The sequence below is a fragment of the Thermococcus sp. SY098 genome (assembly GCF_035621495.1).
Lineage (GTDB): Archaea > Methanobacteriota_B > Thermococci > Thermococcales > Thermococcaceae > Thermococcus_B.
This window is the reverse complement of sequence record NZ_CP141821.1, coordinates 63,376-89,170: the sequence shown is the minus strand read 5'-3', so window position 1 is coordinate 89,170 and position 25,795 is coordinate 63,376. Positions and strand designations below refer to the sequence as shown.

General features: G+C 42.4%; 30 protein-coding genes and 1 riboswitch. Of the genes, 14 read left to right on the top strand and 16 right to left on the bottom strand.

The annotated features are described in order from the left end of the window. Window positions 1–13: 13 nt before the first annotated feature. The 8 genes from cas3 to VFC49_RS00455 all read right to left on the bottom strand — a co-directional run bounded on the left by cas3 (window position 14) and on the right by VFC49_RS00455 (window position 9,193). Window positions 14–2,632, bottom strand: coding sequence for a CRISPR-associated helicase Cas3' (cas3, locus tag VFC49_RS00490; protein ID WP_324735716.1), 2,619 nt, complete (start codon window positions 2,630–2,632; stop codon window positions 14–16). Continuing rightward, entirely contained in the window at window positions 2,632–3,465 is an 834-nt protein-coding gene (cas5b, locus tag VFC49_RS00485; protein WP_324735715.1) for a type I-B CRISPR-associated protein Cas5b, read from the bottom strand. The genes cas3 and cas5b overlap by 1 nt, the downstream gene beginning before the upstream one ends. Next, complete coding sequence (gene cas7i, locus VFC49_RS00480) at window positions 3,465–4,862, bottom strand: type I-B CRISPR-associated protein Cas7/Cst2/DevR (RefSeq protein WP_324735714.1); 1,398 nt, start codon at window positions 4,860–4,862, stop codon at window positions 3,465–3,467. Before cas7i ends, cas5b begins: the two co-directional genes overlap by 1 nt. Beyond that, window positions 4,862–5,164, bottom strand: a complete 303-nt coding sequence (locus VFC49_RS00475) for a hypothetical protein (RefSeq protein WP_324735713.1) — start codon at window positions 5,162–5,164, stop codon at window positions 4,862–4,864. The genes cas7i and VFC49_RS00475 overlap by 1 nt, the downstream gene beginning before the upstream one ends. Further along, the gene (locus tag VFC49_RS00470; protein ID WP_324735712.1) at window positions 5,130–7,025 is read right to left on the bottom strand and encodes a hypothetical protein; all 1,896 of its coding nucleotides are present in this window, start codon (window positions 7,023–7,025) and stop codon (window positions 5,130–5,132) included. Before VFC49_RS00470 ends, VFC49_RS00475 begins: the two co-directional genes overlap by 35 nt. Beyond that, window positions 6,970–7,746 (bottom strand): CRISPR-associated endoribonuclease Cas6, encoded by a 777-nt coding sequence (cas6, locus tag VFC49_RS00465; RefSeq protein ID WP_324735711.1) that lies wholly within the window; start codon window positions 7,744–7,746, stop codon window positions 6,970–6,972. The genes VFC49_RS00470 and cas6 overlap by 56 nt, the downstream gene beginning before the upstream one ends. Window positions 7,747–7,875: 129 nt before the next feature. Then, a complete protein-coding gene (locus VFC49_RS00460) occupies window positions 7,876–8,526 on the bottom strand; it encodes a glycosyltransferase family 2 protein (RefSeq protein ID WP_324735710.1) in 651 nt (216 codons plus the stop codon). Then, complete coding sequence (locus VFC49_RS00455; RefSeq protein WP_324735709.1) at window positions 8,441–9,193, bottom strand: peptidase M54; 753 nt, start codon at window positions 9,191–9,193, stop codon at window positions 8,441–8,443. The genes VFC49_RS00460 and VFC49_RS00455 overlap by 86 nt, the downstream gene beginning before the upstream one ends. Before the next feature lie 65 nt (window positions 9,194–9,258). Continuing rightward, a riboswitch (Fluoride riboswitch) is annotated at window positions 9,259–9,334 on the top strand. Between the two features lie 35 nt (window positions 9,335–9,369). Between VFC49_RS00455 and VFC49_RS00450 the strand changes: the two genes are divergently transcribed. The 10 genes from VFC49_RS00450 to VFC49_RS00405 all read left to right on the top strand — a co-directional run bounded on the left by VFC49_RS00450 (window position 9,370) and on the right by VFC49_RS00405 (window position 14,960). Further along, entirely contained in the window at window positions 9,370–10,224 is an 855-nt protein-coding gene (locus VFC49_RS00450; protein WP_324735708.1) for a prenyltransferase/squalene oxidase repeat-containing protein, read from the top strand. A gap of 3 nt (window positions 10,225–10,227) precedes the next feature. Next, window positions 10,228–10,938 carry a DUF6062 family protein gene (locus VFC49_RS00445; protein ID WP_324735707.1) on the top strand — a complete coding sequence of 237 codons (711 nt, stop codon included), beginning with the start codon at window positions 10,228–10,230 and terminating at the stop codon, window positions 10,936–10,938. Further along, a complete protein-coding gene (locus VFC49_RS00440) occupies window positions 10,922–11,242 on the top strand; it encodes a hypothetical protein (protein ID WP_324735706.1) in 321 nt (106 codons plus the stop codon). The genes VFC49_RS00445 and VFC49_RS00440 overlap by 17 nt, the downstream gene beginning before the upstream one ends. Next, complete coding sequence (locus VFC49_RS00435; protein ID WP_324735705.1) at window positions 11,220–11,633, top strand: hypothetical protein; 414 nt, start codon at window positions 11,220–11,222, stop codon at window positions 11,631–11,633. The genes VFC49_RS00440 and VFC49_RS00435 overlap by 23 nt, the downstream gene beginning before the upstream one ends. A gap of 1 nt (window position 11,634) precedes the next feature. Next, complete coding sequence (locus VFC49_RS00430) at window positions 11,635–11,799, top strand: hypothetical protein (RefSeq protein ID WP_324735704.1); 165 nt, start codon at window positions 11,635–11,637, stop codon at window positions 11,797–11,799. Then, window positions 11,765–12,001 (top strand): hypothetical protein, encoded by a 237-nt coding sequence (locus VFC49_RS00425; RefSeq protein WP_324735703.1) that lies wholly within the window; start codon window positions 11,765–11,767, stop codon window positions 11,999–12,001. The genes VFC49_RS00430 and VFC49_RS00425 overlap by 35 nt, the downstream gene beginning before the upstream one ends. Then, entirely contained in the window at window positions 11,998–12,369 is a 372-nt protein-coding gene (gene crcB / locus VFC49_RS00420; protein ID WP_324735702.1) for a fluoride efflux transporter CrcB, read from the top strand. The genes VFC49_RS00425 and crcB overlap by 4 nt, the downstream gene beginning before the upstream one ends. A gap of 5 nt (window positions 12,370–12,374) precedes the next feature. Then, window positions 12,375–12,764 carry a DUF190 domain-containing protein gene (locus VFC49_RS00415; protein ID WP_324735701.1) on the top strand — a complete coding sequence of 130 codons (390 nt, stop codon included), beginning with the start codon at window positions 12,375–12,377 and terminating at the stop codon, window positions 12,762–12,764. Window positions 12,765–12,994: 230 nt separating this feature from the next. Next, window positions 12,995–14,209: a bifunctional phosphopantothenoylcysteine decarboxylase/phosphopantothenate--cysteine ligase CoaBC gene (gene coaBC, locus VFC49_RS00410; RefSeq protein WP_324735700.1), complete on the top strand. Its 1,215-nt coding sequence runs from the start codon at window positions 12,995–12,997 to the stop codon at window positions 14,207–14,209. 70 nt (window positions 14,210–14,279) lie between these two features. Continuing rightward, complete coding sequence (locus tag VFC49_RS00405) at window positions 14,280–14,960, top strand: aspartate/glutamate racemase family protein (RefSeq protein ID WP_324735699.1); 681 nt, start codon at window positions 14,280–14,282, stop codon at window positions 14,958–14,960. 11 nt (window positions 14,961–14,971) lie between these two features. Here VFC49_RS00405 and VFC49_RS00400 read toward each other — a convergent pair whose 3' ends face one another. The 4 genes from VFC49_RS00400 to VFC49_RS00385 are packed head-to-tail and all read right to left on the bottom strand — an operon-like array spanning window position 14,972 to window position 17,521. Continuing rightward, on the bottom strand, window positions 14,972–15,799 hold the full coding sequence (locus VFC49_RS00400) for a translation initiation factor IF-2B subunit alpha (protein WP_324736774.1): 828 nt from the start codon (window positions 15,797–15,799) through the stop codon (window positions 14,972–14,974). Between the two features lie 4 nt (window positions 15,800–15,803). After that, window positions 15,804–16,562, bottom strand: coding sequence for a molybdopterin-binding protein (locus VFC49_RS00395; RefSeq protein ID WP_324735698.1), 759 nt, complete (start codon window positions 16,560–16,562; stop codon window positions 15,804–15,806). Beyond that, complete coding sequence (locus tag VFC49_RS00390) at window positions 16,563–16,979, bottom strand: HEPN domain-containing protein (RefSeq protein WP_324735697.1); 417 nt, start codon at window positions 16,977–16,979, stop codon at window positions 16,563–16,565. Further along, entirely contained in the window at window positions 16,976–17,521 is a 546-nt protein-coding gene (locus VFC49_RS00385; RefSeq protein ID WP_324735696.1) for a nucleotidyltransferase domain-containing protein, read from the bottom strand. Before VFC49_RS00385 ends, VFC49_RS00390 begins: the two co-directional genes overlap by 4 nt. Window positions 17,522–17,669: 148 nt before the next feature. On the opposite strand from VFC49_RS00385, the gene VFC49_RS00380 reads away from it, so the two are divergent. Further along, entirely contained in the window at window positions 17,670–18,674 is a 1,005-nt protein-coding gene (locus VFC49_RS00380) for a phosphorylating glyceraldehyde-3-phosphate dehydrogenase (RefSeq protein ID WP_324735695.1), read from the top strand. 158 nt (window positions 18,675–18,832) lie between these two features. On the opposite strand, the gene VFC49_RS00375 is transcribed toward VFC49_RS00380, so the two are convergent. The 4 genes from VFC49_RS00375 to wtpA all read right to left on the bottom strand — a co-directional run bounded on the left by VFC49_RS00375 (window position 18,833) and on the right by wtpA (window position 22,921). After that, a complete protein-coding gene (locus VFC49_RS00375) occupies window positions 18,833–19,936 on the bottom strand; it encodes an aromatic amino acid transport family protein (RefSeq protein WP_324735694.1) in 1,104 nt (367 codons plus the stop codon). Between the two features lie 108 nt (window positions 19,937–20,044). Beyond that, window positions 20,045–21,079 (bottom strand): tungstate ABC transporter ATP-binding protein WtpC, encoded by a 1,035-nt coding sequence (gene wtpC, locus VFC49_RS00370; RefSeq protein WP_324735693.1) that lies wholly within the window; start codon window positions 21,077–21,079, stop codon window positions 20,045–20,047. After that, on the bottom strand, window positions 21,072–21,818 hold the full coding sequence (gene wtpB, locus VFC49_RS00365) for a tungstate ABC transporter permease WtpB (protein WP_324735692.1): 747 nt from the start codon (window positions 21,816–21,818) through the stop codon (window positions 21,072–21,074). The genes wtpC and wtpB overlap by 8 nt, the downstream gene beginning before the upstream one ends. A 32-nt stretch (window positions 21,819–21,850) precedes the next feature. After that, the gene (wtpA, locus tag VFC49_RS00360) at window positions 21,851–22,921 is read right to left on the bottom strand and encodes a tungstate ABC transporter substrate-binding protein WtpA (RefSeq protein ID WP_324735691.1); all 1,071 of its coding nucleotides are present in this window, start codon (window positions 22,919–22,921) and stop codon (window positions 21,851–21,853) included. 141 nt (window positions 22,922–23,062) lie between these two features. On the opposite strand from wtpA, the gene VFC49_RS00355 reads away from it, so the two are divergent. The 3 genes from VFC49_RS00355 to VFC49_RS00345 all read left to right on the top strand — a co-directional run bounded on the left by VFC49_RS00355 (window position 23,063) and on the right by VFC49_RS00345 (window position 25,790). Continuing rightward, a complete protein-coding gene (locus VFC49_RS00355) occupies window positions 23,063–24,364 on the top strand; it encodes a 2,3-diphosphoglycerate synthetase (RefSeq protein WP_324735690.1) in 1,302 nt (433 codons plus the stop codon). Beyond that, window positions 24,361–25,260 (top strand): 2-phosphoglycerate kinase, encoded by a 900-nt coding sequence (locus VFC49_RS00350; protein WP_324735689.1) that lies wholly within the window; start codon window positions 24,361–24,363, stop codon window positions 25,258–25,260. Before VFC49_RS00355 ends, VFC49_RS00350 begins: the two co-directional genes overlap by 4 nt. Before the next feature lie 122 nt (window positions 25,261–25,382). After that, complete coding sequence (locus tag VFC49_RS00345) at window positions 25,383–25,790, top strand: CBS domain-containing protein (RefSeq protein ID WP_324735688.1); 408 nt, start codon at window positions 25,383–25,385, stop codon at window positions 25,788–25,790. Window positions 25,791–25,795: the final 5 nt, after the last annotated feature.

Genomic DNA, 25,795 nt, shown 5'->3' with positions numbered 1-25,795 from the left:
TGGAAGATGTAATTCACAGAATATCTCCCTCCACGTCAAGGTCCTTGTCAATCACCTTGTCAACGCCGTATTCCCAAAGTTTCTCCGCTATTTTTTTGTCCCACGTTAGAACCACTGGATAACCCTTGAAGGTGTTGTGAAGCGCATGTTGAAGGTTTCCATCTTTGAAAACAAACCAGATGGGGATATTGACTGAAAACTCTTGAAGTATCTTTCTGAGCTCCCATTTGCTGACCTCATATTCGAGTTCTTGGGAAAGTTTCTGTGTTATGTCGCTCCAGCTGAGTCTAAAGTTCTTAGGGTCGCTTAGTAACTCCCCGAACTTCTTTACAGTTTCGCTGTAACCGTATTCGATCATCAGAGCCGGCACCACGAAGTACATTCCAGCCATTTGGCGGAAAACTCTCTGGGCCTCGCTCTGCTTTTCAAGAGTGAAGTAGTCAAGCCTTGTAAGGAGTTCCTCAATCTGCCCTTTGTATTTCTCAAGGATTTCACCGTGATAGACCTCGTTTATGGCGTTCCTTTCGGCTTCGTAGTCAAGTGTCTTTCCTTCAAGTGAGTTAATGACCTCTATGGTTTTTTGGAGCACCCTTGCGCCAATATTCCTACCGTACACCGCTGTTGTCCCCCTATCAACGCCCGAGAACACGATGATGTTAGGAACATCCCCCTCGTAATCGGTTTTTCTGTTCCGATAGACCCTGCCCCATCTCTGAATCTGACTATCTATTGGAGAGATTTCAGTTATCATCGCGTCAAAGTCAAGGTCCACTGATGCCTCAACGACTTGAGTCGCTATGAGGACTACCCGCTTGCCTTCCTCAAGGTTGGACTTAACTTCAAGGACTACTTCCGCCTTCTTTTTCTCTGGCAGGCGCGAATGAAGAAGGTACACCTCCCAGCCTTTAACTCGCCCTGAGATGCTTTTATACGCTTCTATTGCCTTCTTTACGTTGTTAAGAACCACCATAACGCTCCTAAAGCCGCATTCTTCAAACTCAATAATTGCTGAAAGAACGTCCTTAATGCCCTCAAATTTCACACCTTCGTCAGTGTATCTGAAAAGATCGCCCTCCACAAGCTTGACGAGGTGTCTTTTCAGGTGAAGGTTCTTGACGTTAACTCCGTGCCTTCTTGCTTCCTCAAGAACATCAACAATTTCAAATCCTTCCCTCCTGAGGAAATGTTCGATGTGCGGTGGTAAAGTCGCAGTAATCACGAGCACTTTCCCACCAGCCCTTTTTATGAGCTGGAGCGTTTTCAGAAAAACTGCCGCCATCTCAGGGGTGTAAGCTTGAACCTCGTCCACCACTATGCAAGATTCAGGGTAAACCGAAATAACCTTGTCTGAGCCGTAGTAATTTAGGGAAGTCAGGAACACCTGATCGGGCGTCGAGAGCATCACAGGCATTGCCAAAAGCCCAGCAGAGTTCACCTTCTTCTCAACCTTGATGTCGCTTCCGGCACCTTCGATGTATTCCATGAATGCCGTTGAGTGAAGTAAGCCCACAGATTCGTTGTCAAAGTACTCCTCTGAAAGCCGCCTGTAGAGGTCGTTGAGTGCAACCCTGAGCGGGAGCGTGTAAACGAGCTTGCCTCTGCTCTTTGCCCAGAGAACACCAAGTTCGGTCTTTCCAGATCCTGTGGGTGCAACGACGACGAGGTAGTCCGAATCCTTTCTATTGAGCAGCTTCTTCTGCCAGAGTTCTTCGAGAGTGAGTCCCGTCTTCCTCAGCTTCTTCTCAATTCTTTCCCTGATTCTCTCCTCAATGTCCCTAAAGACCTTTGAAATGTCGAGTACAGTCTCAATAGGAAAGTCTCCACTCGCAGAATAGTCGCATCTCCTAAGCATACCAAGGAAAACGAGGAAGTCAACGTCAAGTTCCTCAGGATTATAGATTGGAACGCTCTCTGAAAGGTCATCATCCCACGTTTCCACTTTCTCTTTTAGTGCCTCTATACGAGAGAAATCGGGTTTTATCTCAGCTAATGCCTTCCGGATGAAGTCTTCGTTGAATTCACTCTCTATGGTTCTGAGATAGTCATCCAAGAATTCCCCAAGCTCTCTTTTCTTTGAGACCAAGAAATCTAAGTACTTTTCTACGTCATCGGGGTAAAGCTCCACTATGTGAGAGAACTCTTTGTCCTCCGAGAAAAATTCGTTGTAGTGATGGAGAAGAACTGCCGCCCTTATCTTTGCATCCTCATCTATGTGCCCAAGAAGCCCTGTACTCCAAAGAATGGAGAGAATCTCATGTCGAGCTTTTATGTTTCCACTTCCCTCGAGAAGTTCCTTGAGTTCTTCTGGAAACTCTTTTCCGTAGAGTTTCCTTTGGAAGTCAAGAGTTATCTTGCCGAGGTCGTGGAGGATTATTGCCTTTGCTAGCCCTTTGAAGAGCACGTTTCTTTTTTCTGGATCTCTGAGAGGTTCATATGTTATCGCACTTCCAAGGCGTTCAATGAATTCATACAGCTCAGCACATCTTCTCAATGCGGTGTTCACATGGTCAATCAAGAGAGCATCTTTATCGCCACTTTTTGCCTTGAGAAGACGGAACAGTTTAGAGGTAGTATTTTCTTCCAGATTTTTATTTTCTCTCTTGAGGAACTCGTCTATCGTAACCTGAGACATCACAACCACCCGCTTGCACTCTCATCGGTAACAACCTTGAGCCTCTTTCCTTCGATTGAATACTCCTCAAGCCTTACTTTCTCTTTGAACTTCAGGAACGTCCAGGCACCAACGTAGATTACAGATTTGAACTCAACGTCTCTGAATGTATTGGTGTTTATCTCTGCCTTGTGCCTCACGGGCTTTCCGTCGTTCTTGAAGACCACCTTAACGGGGATGGAATACGTTGGGTACTCCTTCTTCCTCAGCATCTCAGTTGACACACCAACGTAGGTTGGATATTTAATCGCTATCTCCCGTGCTTTCTTTTCTTTTCCTACAATGAACTCGACCCTTCTCAAGAAGACAACGTCCTCGCTTCTGCCGAGTGATAGAACTTTTCTAGGCCTCTCAAGTGCCTCTTTGATTTCGCCAAGGAAGCCCCTATCTCCCCTAATGAGAATGTAAAGCCAACCGTTGAAGAGTTCCTGCTGGAGAACCGGGCTTCTTTGAGAAGTTACAGGAAAACCGTAGAGAGGAAGGTTTTGGTTCCAGAGTGTAGGTTTGCCCCTAAAGCGGACGAGGGAAATCCCTGCCTTTGTGGCCTTTATCAGTTGCTGATAGTTCCAGAAGACACTCTCAAATCCCCCATGAACACTGACTTTGAGGTTCCACCATTCATCAACTCCCCTGTTGTGACCGTACCAATCGTCAAGTGCATTCTGGAGCATGCCGATTATCGTCGACTTCGGTGGTAGCGGGTAAGTCTGTGCGTAATAGAAAGTAAAGGGGTTGCGATACTGGGCAAAAGGCTGGAATAGCTCTATGAGCAGGGTTTTCTCTGACATAGTCATCACTCGAGTCTAACTTCTACGCTCGGGTCTTTGAAGATTAAAATCTCGGGTATAGTGTCGTCTTTATCATCTCCCCCACATTTCTTGCTTTCATTGAACAGCAATTTTTCGATGTAGCACGTAAGGCTCTCCTTGGATCCCACTTGCTTGATGTTTCCGTTAGCACCATTGATTTCAAAAACAGCGGTTCTCTTTCTTGAAACGCTCCTCTTCCTTCTAACGCGGACAGTCTTCTCGCTTGAGCCTTCCGAATTGGATTCAACGATTTCCTCGACGTATTCTTCCGTGTCATTCTCACCTGTTGTTACTCTCTTAACTTTCTTGATTACTTTTCCGTCCTTCTCTTCAACTTCAACGTACTCTTCCTCCTCAAATTCGCCAAGGAGCTGGATCCTATCCTTGAAGGAGTCGTAGGGCTTGTCTTTGTAGATTCCGAGAATCAGGAGCTTTGGAGCGAGGAACTCAACGCGTCCCTTTATTTTTCTCTTAAGATTCAAAACGGCCTTGACGAGCTTGAGAACTCTCTCTTTCCTTGCTTCTTCACCGAGGTCAAACTGGATCTCGTAGAGACTAACTTTAACCTCTCTCTTGTTGCTCGTCGGATCAAGTATTGGTATTATCCTAAGCTCCTCTAAATGAACGTTTCCAATCCCAATTTTTCCATCCTTAGAGTTGAGAACCAGCCCTGTCGTTGGAGTGTTTCCTTTACTTTCATTCTCGCCCTTCTTTTTGCTCTTGCCGTCATTTTCGATGAGCCCTTTGTATTCTTCAACCTTCTTTGCATTTTCGCCCCCGGCCTTTAGGTTATCAAGGACTGTTTTAACATCGTCTATCTTCGTCGTGAATACTGAGAACCTTCCCACGTTATCAACATCAACGACAACGGTGTAGATGTAATAGGAGTAGTGCTCTTCAATCGTGAATAAGTTTGGCTCAAGCTTTGTGGTGAGGCCAGCCTTCAGAGCTCTCTGGGCTATCCAATGGTTCCCGTTGAAGTGTGAGTCATAGTAAAACGGTGTCATCGAAACCGCATGGCTTATCCTAACAGGGGCGGTTCTCGACTGAGTTGGCTCTGACTTTGTAACGAGGTACCCGAAGAGGTCGAACTCCGGATACTTGAGTATCTCCCCGCTGAACAGGAGGTCTGGCTTGGGATTGAAAACATCGCCCTTACTTTTCTCGTCTTTTGTGAAGACTTCTCCCGGTGCAAGCTCATCTTTTCCAAAAACACCGCTATCATTGAGCATGCTGTATCTCAGGGCGTATCTGCTCACAAGCGTATACTGTCTCCCATCCCAGCGGGTTATCTTCTTGAGCTCTTGGTAGTTCCCGCTCCCCTGGTCGTAGTTGAGGGAGCTCCCGTAAAAGACCACATCCATAACCAAAAACCTTCCCATCAGCTTCCACCTCCGGCCATTATCCCAAGTATGACAGCGTAGGCAACCTTCTCAAAGTCAGCCTCAGAAGAAGGAAAGACATCCATAAGCGCGGAAGCAAGTTCATTGGCCTTGGGATTGTCCTTGGAATGGGCATTAATGGCCCTCAAGAGAATCCATAGGAACCTGTCTTGGTCGTTTGCCTTGACAGCGTTCAGCAGGTCGAAGACGAGCTTCTGGCGGTAGTTATCGGAGCCAGCCTTGCCAAGAACTTCTTTACTTAGACTTTTAATCCTCCACAACACCTTGTTCTGAACCGGCATCCTCACCGCCTCCAATAAGACCAACGATAAGGGCGAGGGCAAAATCCTCCCAAGAGGTATCATTGTTTAAAATCCGCCTGAAGAGGTAGTTGTTAATCGTTGTAACTTTGTCCTTGCTTCTGGCTTGGAGGAGTGCTTTGAGGAGTGTATTGACGAAGGCGTTTCTGTTGTGACGTCTCAGCGCTGAGAAGAGTGGGTGAATTAGGTTCTTCCCGCTGATTTCAGGTGAAACCTCTTTGATTACTGTGGCAACATAGATCATCTCCTTGTAGAAGTCCTTCACCTCGACTGCCGCTCGCTTTGGGCGGTCAAAGAAAGCTTGGTCAAATATGGCTCCGGGAGTTCCTTCCTTTCTTAACTTTGAGTCAATGGCAAGGGCATAGAGGCTGGCTCTCCAGTTGAGGAAACCGTTCTTTTTCACAGCATTCCACAAGTGCTTTGAAATCAGCGGATAGAGCGGCTTCTGCTTTATAAACTCGCTGAGAAGCCAGACGTTTGAATCACCGACAGGTAGCGAAGTGTTTATAGCATCCCTGATATTGTCGTCGAGGATTATCGAAGCGTGGAGTTTTGGAATGCCGATATATTCCACATTCACAAGTGCTTGTTGTTTTATTCCAGTAAACTGAATTAGATACATATTTTCGAGGCTCCATTTTGTCTTGCCCTCTACAAGCACATCAATAATAGCTTGCCATGTTATCTTGAACATAGATTGTGATTGTTTTTCCTGTGCTTGGGCTATAAGGACTTTTAGGCGCTTATTTACATGATATGTGAAGTCAAGTGTGCTTCCGTAGAAGAATACATTGCCAACGCCGCTAACGAAAGTAAATGCATTGAGGAAATTTAGGAGATAGACAAATAGACGTGGGACATGCCGTAGCAATGGTTCAACCCTAATAAGGGTATAATGGACATTCGGGAACTCCGAGTCAGAGGGGAGAAACTTGCTCAGGGTTTTATCAATTTTCTGGAGATACTCTGTGTATTCAACATTTCCATCAATGAGATTCTTCAAATCCTCAAGCTGTTCAAATATCCCCTTACTATTGTTGAAGAACATAAAGTTCTTGTAGAAGCCACTGTCGATGGGGATTCTAAAGTATCTAGATTTGCCTTTCACCTCTCTCGTGTTTGCTTCTCCATACGGGACGTTTTTTAAAGCGAGCCATTGGGACGTTAGATATTCCTTAAGCTCATTATGAACTTGAATAGCTTCCTGTATCTTAGTTTTACAATCTTCTGGTAACTCATTTAATGAGTTCGAAGACTTAGAGAATAACTCAAGCAATTTCTCAAAATCCTTCAAATTCAATTCATGGATATCTCTTCTCTTTCCAATTAGCTTCCCTATTAACTCTCCACAACTCTTTTTAGAAGACTTGTCTTTTATTTCAAGTTTGAGAGCTACGTTGAGGAGCTCTTCACGCTTCTTCACGAGCTCTACGTAACCACTATCGTTGTATGGGTCCTTTACTTTCCCGCTTTTGTTCTTTAAATCTTTCTCGTGCATCACTCCAAGCTTCTTTTTTATCCACGCGTCAGTGAAGAGTTGGGTTATGTATTTCCACCATACTAACTTCAGCAATTCTTGTTTATCACCCTCAAAAGACTCAATGTCCTTAATTGCTTGGAACAGAACCATCATGTCCTTGTTACTCTGAGGAAGGTTGTAAAAGTAGGCCAGCGGAAAATAGCCGTAATAAACCTTTTCCGGCTCCTCCTTGATACGTCTCTGAAGCTCTTCTAAATCCCAGCCGTAAACCTCCTCCATCAAATTCACAAATCCTAAAATCCCAGCATCAATGAACCAATTTCCTGTAAATCGAAGAGGTTCTTCCATTTCTCCGCCTCCCATCAACCTTCACCATCCCAAAGCCAAGGGAGTTCTTCTCTCCAAAGCCAGCCAAATAGCCAGCTCTAATTAATTCATCATCTCCATAAGCCCTGAAAACAAGATGCCAAGCCCTCTGGAAAATGCCCGGCTTAACCTCGAAGCGCTTGGGTTTTACATTCAGCACTTCAATTTCAAAATCCTCTGGGGACTTTTTGCCGTAGATCAGGAGGTATTTCTGCTTGAGGTTCTCCTTTAGATTCCCATAGAACTCCGGCTCATCTGGTCCCAAGTCGTAATGCCTCGGCTTTCCAAACTGGATTTTCATGGTAGTTACTGCTATTGGAGAGAGTGTTGAATATATCTTCCCGCTGAATGAAACCGGCTCCGGTAACGCTTTAACCGTCTCAACGTAAAACTTCTCATCCCAGAGTTTTACTTCTGGCTCCTGCAAAAGACCGCCTATGAAAGCCTCAGCTATCTCTGGAACAGCTGTGGAGAAGTAAAAGAAAGCCTCTTTTCTGCCGATGAAGTATTTGCTGTTGCCGTTCACCCTATGCCGCTCTTTGGTCATGAAGAGCGAAAAGGTAAACAGCTTTGGAACCTTAGGTCTGTGAAGAGATAAACTCAGCTCTGGATTTATCCTTTGGATTCTCCTATATACCAATCCCTGCAGGTAGTAGAGATGGTTGTAAGGCACCTTAAATTCCAAATTCTCATTCTTGAGTCTTATTAAAAACCGCATCTAACCACCACAGCGTGAGCTAAAATATCCGAACTAAATATGCCATCCACGTATATAAGTTTTTTCTAAGAACAAATTTAAAGTCTTAAAACTTTATTGAATAATCAGACAAAAACCAACAGGCGGCTTTCAATATTTCACTAAAGAATGTAGGAATCGCAAGATATCCTCCAGCCTAAAATGACCTGTCTCAATGCCATAGATCATCGAAACCGGGACTTCCTTTACCCTCGCACCCTTCTTTACTGCCTTTATCAAAACCTCAGTCTCAACCTCATATCTCTTGCTTTCAATTTCGGGCAAAAATTCCCTTCTGATTGCCCTAAATCCGCTCTGAGTGTCTCTAACATTTATCCCGAGCTTTAAACGAATGAGGGAAGTCGTTATGAAGTTGCTTATTTTCCTTATCAGTGGCCTCTCTCCCTGAGCTTTTATTAAACGAGAACCGATGACAAAATCCGCCTCACCATTAACAATGGGCTCCACAAGTTTTATGATCTCCTCAGGCTTGTGCTGTCCATCGGCATCAATGAAAACGATTATATCTCCATTAGCCTTTTTAATGCCTTCACTCATGGCTCTGCCCTTCCCCTGATTCTGCTCAAGTCTAATGACCTCTGCTCCAAGCTCTCTCGCCACTTCACTTGTCCTATCTTCACTCCCATCATCCACCACGATAACCTCATCCACGAACTCAGGCATCCTCTGAAGAACTTTCCCTATCCTCTTCTCCTCGTTGTATGCTGGTATTATCACGCTTATTCTCTTTCCATTCAACATTTCTCTTCAGCTCCAGAAAGCATTTGGGACAAAAATCGGGAACCCTTGAATCCCACTCCTCAATGGTTGAGGGAGGATTCATCACACAGTTTTCAGAACAGTGATCCAACCCAAAAGCATGACCGAGCTCATGAAGAATTGCCTTAAAAATCCTGTTTGAGAACTTGAGCTTGTTTGGATGATAGAATGGACTCACAGAGACAGCTATAATATTCAGACCAGAAACCTTTTTTTGGACCCCAAGGAACTTCTCGTAGAAATCGAGATAGGGATTCCTTGTAACAAGCGGAAAGCTGACAACCCCTATAACGGTGTCTGGTATCTCATCGTCAGGCTCTATTTGGTGCCTCTCATAAATCTCCTGAACTTCATGACGGGTCTTGACCAGCCACCCGTAGAGGACATCAAGGATCCCCTCAAGGGGATATGCCACCACCTTCCCCTTTCCTGTGTTGATGGTTATTGTGAAACCAGGTTTGGACTCAAGAAGGATGTCCTTTTCTGGCATGTTCTCTGTGTTCTCCCCAGCCTTAACTCGAGGATGATGGAAGATTAGCCTGATGGGGATGTTATTCTCAGCTAAGTATTTGTTAACATCGGTGTATGCATAAAAAACGACATCTCTGTACGAATTGTTGCCTATGTACACGAACCACACGGTTTTCATGATTTCACCTGCAAAGGCTTTAATTAAAACAATGAACCAAAATCTTTAAATGTTTTCTTTCTCACGTTTAGTCGGGCGATGGCGTCCGCCCGGGCTTCGAGCCCGAACCGCCCGTTAAGGGCTGATGACGCCTGTTCTACCAATTCATGCTCATAAAAATGGAAGGAGGCGGTAGAATGGGCTCGAAGCTTAATGAACTTGCGAGATATGTAAATTTAAATGCAGTTATAAACTACATCTCAACGAGGCGTCATGAAGATGGCGGCTACTGCTTCGTCTCAATGCTGAATGAGACAAATATAAATGACACATACTATGCCGTTAAAATCTATGACCTGTTCAATCTTGAAATTCCAGAAAAAGAAAAAACAATCGAATTTTTAAATAGCTCTGCTCAGCCGCACAGGGCTACAGTTGCTTTAGCAATGGCCGGCGAAGCACTTGCAATTCTTGGCGCTGAAGATTTGGCGAGAGAAAAGCTTGAATACATATTTGCGAAATACAATCCCCTGAAGGGACAGTTCTCCGTTGGGTTAGGTGGAAGTGAGGAATTTGGAGCAGCAACTCCATTAGAATCAACCTATTGGGTCATGAGGCTTGTTTCACTGCTGAACTATAAAATCACAGATGAAATGAAAGAAAAGATTAGGGATTTCATAGAAGGTTTTAGAAAAGGAAACGGCTACGGAGTGAACCAGCCAACTGTCACAATGACATATCAAGCCATATATTCCCTCAATGTTCTTGGATATCCAGTACCAAAAACAAGGTTTTTTGAAGAATGTGAAGTTTACGGAGGATTCACAGAAGTCCCAATGTCTCTACCTCCCTACCTCGAACCAACGTTTTACGCCATAAGAGCATTGAAGCTCCTCGGAAGAAAGCCAAGATACATAAAGGAGCACATAAGATTCATTAGAGCACTGCAGAATCCCAATGGTGGATTCAGACGATCCCTTGAGCTTGGAATTTCAAACTTCCAGAACACGTACAGAGCTTTGAGAGCCCTAAATGATCTGCTCAGCTTCTGAGGAATGGCTATGGATTTGATTGGAATATATCTCAGGGAAGCCTTTCAAGGAACTGGATGTCCTATTTGCAGGATCGTTGAAAAATACGAGAGAGAAGTAATTGGGCATATACTTTACGAACATGTCAACAGTCCCAGTGTCAGAGAAAAGTTCTCCGAGAGTCTGGGATCATGTCCATATCATGCATGGAAGCTTAAAGACATTGCATATTCCAATCCCCTCTATGGTGGGCTTGGAGTTGCAATAATTTACGAACACATGCTTTCAATTTATCTCAATGCACTGAGGGATGAAAAGAAGATCGAGGAAGGGAAATGCTACCTCTGCGAACTCACAGAAGTCAAAGAAAAGCATGCAGTAGAGGCAACAGTGGATAGAATGGACGAGCTGATTGAGAACTACAGGGACTCTGAGGCAATCCTATGCAAGAGACACTTTGAAGAAATTGAAGTTAGGCTTAGAAGGAAGAAACCAGAGCTTGCAGAAGAACTTAGGAAAGTTCAAATTGGAAAGCTGGAAAAAATAAAAACCCTAATGCACCTGTTCATTGAGAAGTTCGATTACAGGGCAACTGATGCACCTACGGAACAGGAAACATCATCAGTTCCCAAGGCAATTGAAAGTCTCAAAGGACTCCCCCTGCAGATAAACTTTGTAAAGAGGCAGAAGCAGCATTCAATTCTCAGAGGTGTTCTGCTTGGAAATAGAGATTAGAGTCACCAACGACGAATTTCAGAAAATTAGAAAAGAGAAAAAAGAAATAGAAAGGAGATTCTATGAGCTGGGGAAACTCGAAAAAACGCTCCAAATACTTGAGATTAACTACCTGCTTGAGAAGCGCAGAAGGCTTGAAGAAAAGCTCAAGGAGATGGAAGAGCACTATCAAATGCTCCTTAAATTCAGCGAAAAAGCAAAGAAAGATAAAGAAAAAATGAAGGAGTTTAGATTAAAGCTCAGCATCGAAAACAGAGAACTGAGAAGAGAGATGAAGGAAAATGAAAATCGTGGTAAGGCCTGAAGTTGGATGGAGAAAGGTCACCTTCCAGATCGAGGATGAAACATTTAACCAGATAAGGGAAATCTGCATGAGACATGGTTTTAGAGTTGAGGAAGGCATTAAAATTATTCTTTTGGGAGAATTCTTAGATTACGACCCGGAAGAAGACGTGGAAGCTTTAAGAAAAGAAGTTAAGGAACTGGAAGAGAGACTGTATAATCTTGAGGGGAAATGGTCACCTCTAAAGTTCTCCTCATATGGTATAGCCCTGGACAATAGGAACCTCGCAATTCAGCTTTCAGGTATGATAGCCGAGAACAAGAGGCTGAGAGAGATGCTCGGGAAAGAGGAAAAAGAATACGGGGATATAGAAAAGCTCATACACTACTATTTGAGCTTTGAAGGTGAATGAAATGAATGAAATCCCAAGTGAGCTTATCAAGGAACTTAAACGGGAACTTGCTCTGATGAAAGATCGGTATGAAAAAGCTTTAAAAGATCAGGAGATACTGCTGAGGGAACTTGAGAGGCTGAGGGAGGAAAATGAAAAGCTACGAAAAGAGAGAAGCAACAAATGAAGCCCGGCTGGAATTGTTAGAACTGACCAAACAGATATCATCATTAAATTACAAGCTCTATGAGGTATACACAGCCAACAGAGCCTTGGCAATAAAGATACTCGGATACTCATCAGAGAATATTGCTCTCGGAGGAAAGGGGGTGAGCAGAGAGGTGGAAAAGATAATTGATTACTACCTCAGGCTGGGTGGAAGAAAATGAGCAGCAAATTTGTGCTTCAGATAGCCCTTGGAGGGGCATTGGGAGCACTTGCCCGATTTTACATTTCTGGACTTCTACCAGTATACAGAGATTTTCCAGTCGGAACACTAATCGTGAACAGCATAGCAAGTTTTCTGCTCGGTTATATTTCAGGGCTTATGTTCTTTGGTTACGATATTTCGCCCAAGACAAGGGTGTTTTTTGGAATTGGCTTTTGCGGGTCTCTGAGTACATTTTCAACATTTTCATATGAAACGTTTATTCTTCTCAGAGAGAAGGAGTACATAAAGGCATTTTTGAATGTCTTTTCAAACGTATCTCTCACGCTCCTCTTGGTATTCTCGGGATTTATGCTCGCAAGGAGGTGAATGCGTTGGTCGAGGTGGAGCACTGGAACACGCTTAGATTGAAAATATATATCGGGGAAAATGACTCTTACAAAGGTAAACCCCTCTACAAAGCGATAGTGGAGAGGTTAAGAGAGATGGGAATTGCTGGAGCAACTGTATACAGGGGGATTCTGGGATTTGGCAAGAAAAGCAAAATGCATTCTGCCGACGTGCTGAGACTGTCAACCGATTTGCCCATAGTAATAGAAGCTGTTGATAGGGGGTACAAAATAGAGGAGGCAATCTGCAAAATAAAACCAATGATAAAGGACGGCATGATAACAGTTGAACCGGTGATAGTGGTTTGGGTAGGTACAGAGGAAGAGGTAAGAAAGTTTGAAGACGATGCAGTCAGGGAGAGTCAGACTTTATAAACTTTGCATGCGGAGAATTTAAGCTCCGGAGCTCCTGCTTTATTTAAAGCATCACTTGTCCGCAATAAGGACAGATCACGCTTTTCGTTCAATCACCACATTTAAATATTTCAGTTAAAATTTAAGATTTTCTTGGATATTTTTTACAAATTTATGTCAATCATGCCGAATAAAATACACGTCCTAAAAGCTTTAAGGATTAGGTGGAGAATTATTTGGAGGTGATAAAAATGCTTCATCACGTTAAGCTGATTTATGCGACCAAAAGCAGGAAGCTTGTTGGTAAGAAAATTGTTCTCGCAATTCCTGGGAGCATAGCAGCAGTTGAGTGTGTAAAGCTGGCGAGAGAGCTGATAAGGCATGGAGCAGAGGTCCATGCTGTTATGAGCGAAAGCGCCCAGAAAATAATTCATCCCTATGCAATGGAGTTTGCAACTGGAAATCCCGTAGTTACTGAGATTACCGGATTTATAGAGCATGTTGAGCTCTGTGGTGAGCATGAGAACAAAGCGGATTTGGTCTTAGTGTGTCCAGCAACTGCAAACACAATTTCAAAGATAGCATGCGGGATTGATGATACCCCAGTCACAACCGTTGTGACAACAGCTTTTGCCCATACCCCGATAATGATAGCTCCTGCTATGCATTCAAGCATGTATGAACATCCAATAGTAAAGGAGAACATAGAGAAGCTCAAAAAGCTTGGTGTCGAGTTTATAGGACCAAAATTTGAGGAAGGCAAAGCAAAAGTTGCCAGCATTGACGAAATCGTTTACCGCGTCATTAAAAAGCTCCACAAGAAGGATTTGAAAGGTAAGCGAGTTTTAGTAACAGCAGGAGCTACAAGGGAATACATTGACCCAATAAGGTTCATCACAAATAAAAGCTCTGGAAAAATGGGCGTTGCTCTGGCAGAAGAGGCTGACTTCAGAGGAGCTGAGGTGACTTTAATCAAAACCAAAGGAAGCGTGTCAAGCTTTGTAGGAAATCAAATTGAAGTTGAGACCGTTGAAGAAATGCTACATGCAATAGAAAATGAGCTGATGAGCAAAAAATATGATGTCGTGATCTTAGCTGCTGCTGTTAGCGATTTCAAACCAAAAGAAAAGGCTGAAAAGAAGATAAAGAGCGGACAAACACTAATTTTGGAATTGGTGCCAACCCCAAAGATAATCCAGAGGGTAAAGGAGATACAGCCGGATGTGTTCTTGGTTGGATTTAAGGCTGAATATGGTGTTAGTGAGGAAGAGCTTATTGCTCAAGCAAGAAATCAGATTAAGAAAGCCAGAAGCGATGTTGTGATCGCCAACAAAGGTGAGATCGCCTTCGGCAGCGAAGAAAATGAGGTTTACTGGGTTACAAAGGATAAAGTCGAAAAGCTTCCGAAGATGAACAAGAGAGAATTGGCTGAAAAGATCTGGGACAAAATTGTTGAGATGCTTTAGTTTTTGTGAAGATGTCTTCATTAAAAAGCCTCATAAACTCACTTTCCTAATTTTTCTTGGAGGTGGAAGTATGAAAAGGATAGAGATAATCGGTGGAATGAGTCCAGAATCAACCCTCTACTACTATAAAAAGTTTATTGGAATCTCAAGAGAAAAGTTTGAGCCATATTTTTATCCGGAACTGATCATTTACAGCATCAACTTCAAGGAGTTCAAAGACAACCCCAATGGCTGGGAAGGGAGAAAAAGAATCCTGATAAACGCAGCAAAAGCCTTAGAACGGGCTGGAGCCGAAGTGATTGGGATTGCAGCGAACACTCCTCACATGGTGTTTCCTGATGTTCAAAGAGCCGTAAACGTTGAAATGGTCAGCATAATAGATGCAGTTGCTGAGGAAGCTAAAAGAAGAGGATTGAGAAAGCTTCTTCTTTTAGGAACCAAAACTACAATGACAATGCCTTTCTACAAGGAAGCGCTCAAAGAGAAGGGCTTCGAGGTCATAGTGCCAAATGAAAATGAGATTGAGGAAATAAACAGAATCATATTTGAAGAGCTTATGTTTGAAAACTTAAACAGCAAGCTATGGCTCATTGAGCTGATTGAAAGGTATGCAGAGAAAAGAGAAATCGAAGGTGCTATCTTAGGATGCACAGAGCTCCCATTGGCTATAAAACCAGAAGATGTTAGTGTTGAAGTTCTCGATACCGCTGAAATCCACGTTAGAGCACTGATTAAAAAGGCTTTGGAGTGATTTTTCTCTTTTTAAACCTCTTTTGGCGGCACCAAAATCCCAAGCTCTGTAATAATCCCTCTCACATATTTCCAAGGTGTTATATCAAAGAGATAGTTCCTTATCAGAAAGTGATTTCTCTTGAATTTTCTTTCCACGATCTCAACTTCCTCAGCCTTAAGTTCCGGATGAACCTTAAAGCTCTCAGCCGCAACGTAAAAAGGAACGCCGCTATCATGACAAGCCAATGCTAAAAGATACGTGCCAGCTTTGTTTATCACACAGCCATCTCGGGTTATGTTGTCAGCCCCAACTAACGCTAAAGTTGCTTTCTTTGCAAAGAGCCCGAGCTGGGCATCTGTGATAACCTCAAAAGGAATCTTGAGTGCCTCAAGCTCTTTAGCTAAAGCTAAGCCCTCATAATCCGGAGCACTCTCCGTAAGAATTACCTTAAAGCGCTTACCCTTCATCTTTGCTGCCTTTAAAATCTCAAAAACTGTTGAAGAAAAGGAGTGTGTGATTATTATCTCGTTTTCGTCAATCAGCTCGCTTCCTATATTGCCGATTTCCCTTTTTGCTTCTTCACTAAGCTTTATGAACTCTTCGGCTTTTGCTCTAACGAATTCTGGATTGTTTGTCAGAGGAATAAAACGAACCAAGTTGTAGAGAGAAGCCATGGTTGGATTAACACCTATTATCTCAGTTCCTATTTCCTTCAGAGCCTCAAAAAGCTCTTCTCCAGTCAAAACCTCAGCAAGCTTTAGGTAAGCTTCGGCACCTCTTTTGGCTAAGTAGCTTGCCCCTCGAATTCGCTCAGCTTTCATTTCCTCTATGATTGCCTGGACTTTTTGGGGAAGCATGAAATCACCAGCCTTCCTCAAACCTTATCCCTTTTTCCTCCATGAACTTTTTAGCCTTTTCTATGCTCTCTTCATCCTCACCAAAGAGAATTATGCCAATATATTTTCCAAAGCCCTTGGGTGAGGAGTGAATCCTCACGGGAAACTTCTCAAGTGTCTCATTCAAAATTGGAGCAAGCTTTGATTCATCCGTAATTTCTGCCAGCAGCTTTCTCTGAATGAACTTCCTTTTACCAAGCTTTGGAAGAACTTCGTTCTCAAGCATAGCTTTCATTTCTCTCGGCATCCCAGGTAGAACAAAGATTTTAACGCCTTCGTGCTCGATGTACGCTCCCGGGGCAGCGCCTTCTGTATTTTTTAAAGGCTCAGCGCCCTCAGGAAGGTAAGCCATCTTTTTACGCGCTTCATTTAGCTTTGGATCATCTATGAGGCCTTTCTCATAAAGCTCACGGTAAAATTCCTCAATTCTCTTCAGACAGTCTTCCCTTAAAACGAGCTTTTTGCCTAAAGCCTCTGCCACAGCAAGCATTGTAACATCGTCATGTGTCGGTCCTAATCCTCCAGAAATAACCAGTACGGAAGGCTTTCTTGAGAGTATCTCCCTGATTACAGTTTTTATCTCCTCAACATCATCTCCTACAGTCGTTTTTCTCCTCACCCAGTAACCTTTCTCTGTTAATCTCTGAGCAATGTAAGCGGAGTTGCTGTCAACGGTGTGCCCAGTTAAGAGCTCATCACCAATTGTAAGGATTTCAGCGAACATTCAAATCACCTCCAAAGTTCTTTCAACAGCTTTTAAAAACTCTTCAGCAAAAGAAATTGCAAACAAGGCTTCCTCTTTAGAAACTCTTTTCCCTCCATACTGCACATTATGTCTTGAAATACGCAACCTGTCAAAGGTGTTGATCATATCACTAAGTTCAGGATAGAGCTCCCTAATAGCAACAGACAAACAAAGATGACTTCTCTCTATGTAGCCTTTAGCAAACAATAAAGCTCTTGCAGCATGAAATGTTGCATTATATGCCGCTATTTGGGCCATTTCATACTCTTCTATTTCTAAATTTCTTACCGCAGAATGCAGGAATCTTTGAGCAATTTCAAGAGAATTTTCAACTCTGTATTGAGCAGAGAAATCTTGCCGTATAAAGCCTTTTCGAGTGCATTCCTCTAAATTCACAGGGGCACCCCCTTAATGAGCACATGATTCCTGAGAATTTCATTGGCAAGAGGATTTTTATTCCTTTTCATAATCTCCCATTCATGAGGCTGAAATACGGTTAGCTGAATCTCTTTTCCAAGATTTTTTTCAATTCTTTTAATGACAGGGTAATTAACCAGGCTTTCATCCCCAATTATTAATATATCAATATCGCTTCTTTCATCAAATGTCCCTGCAGCTGTGCTTCCATATATTGCCAAAGAATGACAGGAAGAACATAAATTTTCAATTCCAAGCTCTTTAAGCTTTAAAATCATGTAGGCCCTTTTAATTTCCCTAACAGCAAAATTCTCGTTGTTCAGCTTAAAAATCTTCAGATTACCAATTCTCCTGGAAGATAAGATGTTGTCCTTTACAAAGACATCACAGTAATGCTTCACTGTACTGGGGGAGATATTTAACTCTCTAGATAATTCTTTTAGATGTATCTCTTTTGTTGGGTTCAGCAGAAAATATTCCAAGATCTTAAATCCTGCAAATTTTCTAAACTCCGCAATCATGATTGAGAATAAAAATCGTTTGATATATAAAACTATCGTTCGTTAAATAAAACGTTCGTTCCACATATCAAACGGTTTTTCATAACACTTCCAGTGAAAGCAACGTTTAAGTATCAACTTGTTAAAATAATCTCTGGAGGTGGTTTCTGTGAAAGTTAAGGTGGGAATTAATGGTTACGGGACAATAGGGAAAAGAGTAGCTTACGCTATCACAAAGCAAGATGATATGACACTTATAGGTGTAACAAAGACAAAGCCGGACTTCGAAGCTTACAGGGCAAAGGAGCTCGGCATTCCAGTATATGCGGCATCAGAGGAATTTTTGCCAAGGTTTGAAAAAGCCGGCTTTGAAGTTGCCGGAACTTTAGAAGACTTGCTTCAAAAAGTTGATGTTATCGTTGATGCGACTCCGGGGGGAATGGGGGCAAAGAATAAGACGATTTATGAAAAGTACGGAGTTAAAGCAGTGTTTCAAGGTGGAGAAAAGGCTGATGTTGCAGAGGTTTCCTTCGTTGCTCAGGCAAATTATGAGAAAGCCCTCGGAAAGAGCTACGTTAGGGTTGTCTCATGCAACACAACCGGATTAACAAGGACTCTAAGCGCGATTCAAGAGTACATTGACTACGTTTACGCTGTGATGATTAGGAGAGCCGCTGATCCAAATGACATTAAGAGAGGCCCAATCAATGCAATAAAGCCAACCGTTGAAGTTCCATCCCATCACGGGCCAGATGTTCAAACAGTTATCCCAATAAACATTGAGACGACAGCTTTTGTTGTACCAACTACAATAATGCACGTCCACTCAATAATGGTTGAGCTGAAGAAGCCAATCACCAGGGAAGATGTAATCGATATCTTTGAGAACACCACGAGGGTTCTGCTCTTTGAGAAAGAGAAAGGATTTGACAGCACAGCACAGCTAATAGAGTTTGCAAGGGATTTGCACAGAGAGTGGAACAACCTCTACGAAATAGCCGTCTGGAAGGAGAGCATAAACGTTAAGGGCAACAGGCTGTTCTACATTCAGGCAGTTCATCAGGAGAGCGACGTTGTACCAGAGAACATTGACGCAATCAGAGCAATTTTTGAATTAGCTGATAAGTGGGAAAGCATAAAGAAGACGAACAAGAGCTTGGGAATTTTGAAGTGAAGCAAACTTTACTGTGCAAGTTTGGTCGAATTTGGATGTCCTGCTACACAAAGCAGAAAATCCAGAGAACTCCCTGATTTTTTTGATTTTCTATTACTTAATTCTTTTTAGCACCCACTGGATGCCAGATATTGTGGAACGTTAAATGGTAAAAAACATTACACAGACAAAATCGAGTAAATGAACACCAAAAAGAACACCAGTCCTGAAAGGTAAACAAAACTATGGGGAATTGGAAGATGCAGCTTTCTATGAATCTTTTTTGCTTTTACATACATCACTGTCGGCAGAATGCCCGCATAGAGTAAGCCACCAAAGGTTCCAGCCATCCAGAGAGCGTTGACAAAGCTGTTTAGCCCAGCAAAGTACACAAGCAGCGGTGGAATCACGGTTAAAAGCCATGCATGAGACCTTTTAATGCTAAATATCTCTTTCATGTTGTCCATCTGTGCCAAACCAATTCCAATGTAGCTTGTGCTTATTGCTGCCAAAGGAAGAATTAAGCCCAAAATGTTGCCCAATCTACCATAGAGTTGCTCAAGGGCTGAAGTTGCCAATTCTGGAGTTTTTGATCCAAAAGTGCCAACAAATGCAAGCACGAAGAAAGCGTAGAACACCATAGGGACAAGATATCCAATAAGAACAGCTTTTGTGGTCTTTCTAACATCTTCCAGACCTTTCAGCATTTCTGGAACAACCATATGACTTACATAGGCAAATACAGCAACACCAATACCTTTTGTTATAGCTGAATAATCGATCTTCGTTAAGTTTGAGACATCAGCATTGGGCATAACAAGTGCTACCGCAAGGGTTAGAGTGCCTAATAAAAGGAAGTTCAGCAGAAGCTCCGCTTCACCCGAAGCTTTTAAACCAAGAAAGACTATCAAGCTCATTACAAACCAGAATATCAGAGCGCCAGCTTTCTCATTAATACCGAGGAGAGAAGAGAGGATGTCCCCACTTCCAGCTATGTAAGCGATCAAAGCTCCATAGCTTAGCACAGAGATGCTCAAAAACATAAGATATCCGCCAATTTTTCCCAAATAAGCCTCAGCAATCTTAGAGAGAGTTCCGTCGCTGTGAGCGGCTAACTCGAGAACAAACAGCGCTGTGAGCAATGTTAACAATCCCGTTGCAATAACGATGATAATTCCCAAAAATCCGATATCTTTTAGGGCATAAGGCAAACCCAAAACTCCCGCTCCAATCTGAGTCCCGATTAAGATTGCACTCGCCTCTGCCAAGCTCAGCTTCTTCATTTTAGCATCACCAGATTCATGAACGAAGATTCACCTTTAAAATCTTGCTATATGTAAAATTAGGCTCATCAAATATCAAATAAACGCACCAATAGACACATGGATGCATTAGAACACGTGAATTGCCGTTGCTTTAAAGCTTGCATAAACTTCTTTTCCTTCCTTAATTCCCATCTCAATCAGAGAGGAGCGAGTTATAAAGGCTTTAAGCTCAATTCCGCCAATATCAAGAGTTAATCTAATCAGTGAGCCCAAGTCTTCAATTGCCAAAACTTTAGCCTTAAACTCATTCCTTGCGGAAGTTCTTATTGGTTCGTTGGAAATTATGATTTCCTCCGGTCTTATACCAATTCTAACCTTCCCTTTAGCCTCTGTTGGCAGTTCAATTAAAATACCATTTGCTTTCAGAATTCTACCTTCTGCAATCCCTTCAATTATATTTTCAAAGCCAAGAAACCTCGCAACTTCTTCATTCTTTGGTTTTCCAAATACATCCCTGACTCCTCCTGTCTGAATTAACTTCCCGTTAAGCATTACTCCAACTCTGTCTCCTAAGCTCACAGCTTCCTCAAAAGAGTGGGTCACATGGAGGGCTGTAAAGTTGAGCTCCCTACGCCAGCGCTTCATCTCTTGAATGAGCTTAGCCCTTGTTTGGACATCAAGATTTGCAAAAGGCTCATCCAAGAGAAGGAGCTTTGGCTCCAAAACCAAAGCTCTTGCAATGGCAACTCTCTGAGCCTCACCGCCACTCAGCGTTTTTGGATTCCTATGCAAGAGATTAGAGATTCCAAGAATTTCTGCAATTTCTTTAACCTTTCTCTCGATCTCCATCTTGGGAATTTTTCTCAGCTTTAATCCGTAAGCGATATTATCATAAACTCTCATATGGGGGAAGAGTGCATAATTTTGAGGAATATATGCAAGATCCCTCTTTTCTGGAGGTAAGAAAGTTATGTCTTCATCGTTCATGAAAATCCTCCCAGAATCTGGGATGAAAATTCCAGCGATAACTTCAAGAAGAAGAGTTTTTCCAGCACCACTTGGGCCCAGAATTATAAAATACTCTCCTTTATTGACTTCGAAGCTTATGTTCCTGAGCTTAAACTCTTTCCAATCCTTGCTCACGTTTTCGACCCTAAGCATTTCTCGCCCTCCCTACGAGCCACCTCAAAATAACGAATATGCCTAAGCTCAGCAGTATTAGAATCACAGAAATTGGCCTTGAAGCCCTCAGTCCATAGTTGTTGAAGTATTCCATGACTAAAACTTGGGCTGTTTTTGGATAGTAAGCGACAATTAAGATAGCTCCAACCTCGCTTATTGCCCTCGCCCATGTCATTATAGCTCCGCTGAAGATTGAAGGCAAAGCCAAAGGCAAGCTAACTGTAAAGAATGCTTTAAGCTTTGATGCCCCTAAAGTTCTTGCTACATGCTCGAGCTTTTCATCAACAGCCAAAAATCCATCACGAGCAGCATTTATCGTAAACGGTGCAGAAACAAAGAGCATTACCATAATTATCCCCAAATAGCTGTCGAGAATCCTGTTTGAAAAAGTTACGAGGAGCATAATACCAACAACAGAGTGGGGAATTACAATCGGAACATCAACAACAGCTTGAACAAAGCTTTTGCCTCTGAAATCTTTTCTCGCAAGGACATAGCCGAGGGGGACACCGAAGAAAAGGGAAATTATCATTGTAGCTGTTGATGTTAGGAGAGAGTTTTTAAGAGAATCCAAAACGAGCTCATCGTGGAGCGCTTTTACAAGCATCTCCCAGTCGAAGAGCTGTTTGCTTATGATAACCAATAATGGCAGGAGGATATACAGCACAAGGAACGTCCCAATCAGAGCAAAGAATGCTGTTACATAGTCGCGCTTCATATCTTCACCTCTGAAAAGGAAAAATAAAAAGGTTAGCCTTCAATCTTCACCTCATCCTTGATCTCATTAGGAACATTTCCAAATGCTACCGGTGGCCATATAAAATCTTGATAATTCTTTGCAAAGATCTCTTTGCCCTTCCCGCTCAGCATGAAGCGGAGGTATTGAAGAGCAAGTTCTCTATTTGGGGCATCTTTGAGAACAGTGACACCATAGACAATTGGCTTCGCTTTAATGGTCTTTCCTGTTGAGCCCAAGGTTATGCTGACTTGTCCATAATGGTCAGCCAAAGTGAAATCCTTTAGACTTATCTCCTTTGGCAACTCAATGAACTTAAGGTGGTGTTGCATTGCAACGCTCTTGTAGATGAAGTAATAGTCAAGAGAACCGGACTCAACTAAACCTGTCAGATCAGTCTCCTTTGGTCTTATGACAACTTTATCATTCTTAACCTGTATTTCCTTGGGAGCAATTACATGATTCCCTTCTGCGTAGATGTTTGTGTTCTTCTCAACAAGTGTCTCAAATATCGGCTTTCCGTAATAGAGATCAGCTAATTTCATGACCATTACACTTCTGTATCCGCAGGGGTCTTGGTTGGGATCGCTGAAGCCAAACTTAACATCAGGTCTTGCCAAGATTTCGTACCAGTTGTCTGAGTTGATTTCATCAGCATATTTACTCTTGTCTGTGAACGCAATGACAATTTCATTTGTGGCGAAGAGGACGTAAAAATCAGTGTAATTTGGAACTAAGAGCTGAGGTATCAGGGTATAATCAGCAACGGCCACTATATCAGCTGTTTTGTGCAGATCCGTAACTTTCCTAACTGCCATGACGCTTCCGCTTGCCTCTGCCTGGATTTCCACGTCATAGCCAAGATTTTCCTTAGCATATTCCTTGAAAGCTTCGCTGACGTCTTTAAGTGGCTCACTTAGAGAACCAGCATGGAAAATCTTTAAAGTTGCTTTTTTGAGCTCTGTTTGTGTTGCTGATGGAGAGGCTTTTTCACGTGTTCCAGCATTTTCACCTATGCAACCACTTGTAATAACAATCCCTATAATCAGAACTCCAAGTGTGATTAAAACCAACAGCCTTCTCATAGTACCACCATAAGATACCCAGCCTTGAGTAATTTAAACATTTCGGGTAAACAAATTTGATGAAGTAAACACTTATGTTTAATCAACTAAAAACCACAAACTTAAAACACTATAAAGCAGAGGTAGTTTTAGGTGGTTCTCATGAGACTTGTCTTAATTGATGGAGAGCATTATCCAGATGTAATCAGGTGGGCAATAAAAAGGATTGGAAATGTGTGCTGTGCTGTGTTTTTGGGTGGGAGTGAGAAAATTGGAAGGCTTGAAGATCTGGAGAGAAAAATAGAGGTTCCCCTCTATCATGATGCAGATTACCTGAAGGCGCTTGAAAGGGCTATAGTGGAGAATCAAGTCAGAGAGGTTGTTGACCTAAGTGATGAGCCAATTCTAAATTGTGAGGACCGTTTCAGAATAGCCTCCCTTCTCATGAAGCATGGTATTACATACAGGGGAGCTGATTTTGAATTCAGACCTAAAGAAATGAAAAAAACTAAAAAACCGAGTATAGCCATAATAGGGACTGGCAAAAGAGTTGGAAAAACTGCTGTGAGTGGATTTGTGGCAAGAACTCTAAAAGAGGTTGCAAAGCCAATAATTGTAACAATGGGGAGGGGAGGTCCAGAGACGCCGGAGATCATTTATGGAGATAAATTTGAAATTACGCCAGAGTTTTTGCTTAAAATGGCTGAAAAAGGAAAGCATGCTGCTTCAGATCATTTTGAAGATGCCCTAACTGCGAGAGTTACAACAGTTGGGTGCAGGAGATGCGGTGGAGGGATGGCAGGGTTTTCATTCTTTGATATTGTTGAAGAGGGGATTAAAATAGCTGAGAAGCTTGAAGGGGATTTGGTAATCTTGGAGGGAAGTGGTGCTACTTTTCCAGCGTTTAGAGCAGATAAGTACATAACTGTTGTTGGTGCTACACAAAAGCTCTCCTTCATTAGAGGATACTTTGGACCTTTTAGGGTTGGCCTGGCGGATTTAGTCGTTGTCACAATGGCAGACATGGTTAGTAAAAGAAAAATTAATGCTGTAGAGAAAGCAATAAAAAAGATAAATCCAGATGCAGATGTTCATATCACGGCATTTAAGCCAAAGCTTCTTGGAAAAGCAGAGGGGAGGGCTGTTCTTATTATGACAGCACCAAGAAAAGCTGTAAAAAGAGCAGCTAACTACATCGAGGAACAGTATGGAATAGAAATCGTCGGAATAAGCCCAAACCTTGCCAACAGATCTAAGCTTAGAAGGGATCTAAAAACATTTAGGAACTATGACATAGTTTTGGTTGAGCTTAAAGCTGCAGCAGTTGATGTCGTGACGAGAGAAGTTCTCAAAGAAGGAAAAAAGATTGTCTATCTTGATAACGAGCCCGTGAATGTTGATGGCAAAAACCTGAGAGAAGCCGTGCTTAAGCTCGGAAAAGAGCTACTGGAGGGGAGAAGATGATAATAGTCATTGACAAAGAAAGAAAAACGGAGCTTCCCTTTTCCAGAGGAATACTAACGAGATCAATAACCTCAGCAGGGGTAGAGGTCGGAATAGCATACTCAATAGCAACCGAGGTCATGAAACACTTTATGGAGATGAGAAAAAAGAAGGTTACAAAAGATGACATTCGAGAGATCACATATGAGAAGCTGGTGGAACACGGCTTAAAAGAAGAGGCAAAACGCTATCTTTTCTGGCGTCGGCTTAAAAAGCTGAAGTTTCCCATGATAATTCTTATCGGCGGAACAACTGGTGTTGGGAAATCAACGATTTCAACTGAGTTAGCTTTTAGATTGGGTATGAGAACAATAATCGGTACCGACACCGTTAGAGAAGTCATGAGGAAGATAATAGCAAAGGAGTTAATTCCGGCAATTCATACATCATCCTTCCTGGCGTGGAAGGAAATAGAAAACTTCCCCAAGGGAATATCCCCTCTAATATATGGTTTTGAAACACAAGTTAGGCATGTAGCCGTTGGGGTAAATGCTGTAATAGAGCGTTCATACACCGAGGGCTTTAACACAATAATTGAGGGTATTCATCTTGTTCCAGGCTACATTAAGCTCAACGACAGGAGCTTCATGTATCTGATAGTAGTCAAGGACAAGGAATCCCTCAAAGCGCGATTTTATGAGAGAACCAGATACAGCCTCAGACCTGCCGAATACTATCTAAAAAACCTCGATGAGATAATGGAAATTCAGGAGTTTTTAATTGAAAAAGCTAAGGAGCATAGGATACCAATTATCGAGAATGTAGAGCTTGAAAAAACGGTGAACGCAATAATGGAGCGTCTCATGGAAGAAGTCTTGGAGCGATTGAAGGAGCGGGGCATTGAAATTTGGGAGTGATATCCATTATTCAATTTTAGTTCAGGTGCGTCAATATGGTGTCCTTATATATTTGCCGAAATATGAAGCAAAGTTTATTTTAAGGATGGATACTCAATTCCATTTAAGATGTGGTGATAGTTATGGAAAGAAATGCACCAATTAAAGTTTACATGACGAGAAAACTCATTGGGGTAAACCCTGATGACACCATCCAGGAAGCCTGCAAGATTATGGTGAAGTTTGACATAGGATCTTTAGTTGTTATTGAGAATGACAGGGTTGTTGGTTTCTTCACAAAATCGGACATCATAAGAAGGGTTATTGTACCTGGCTTGCCATACACGACTCCAGTAAAGGAAATAATGACCCGGGAATTGATAACTACGGATGCGAACACCCCAGTGAGAGAAGTTCTCAAGACAATGGCATATCATAGAATTAAGCACATCTTAATTGAGGAAGAAGGAAAAATAGTAGGTATTTTCACACTGAGCGATCTGCTTGAAGCAACAAGGAGGAAGCTTGAAACATCAATCTCAGTGGAGTGATGCTA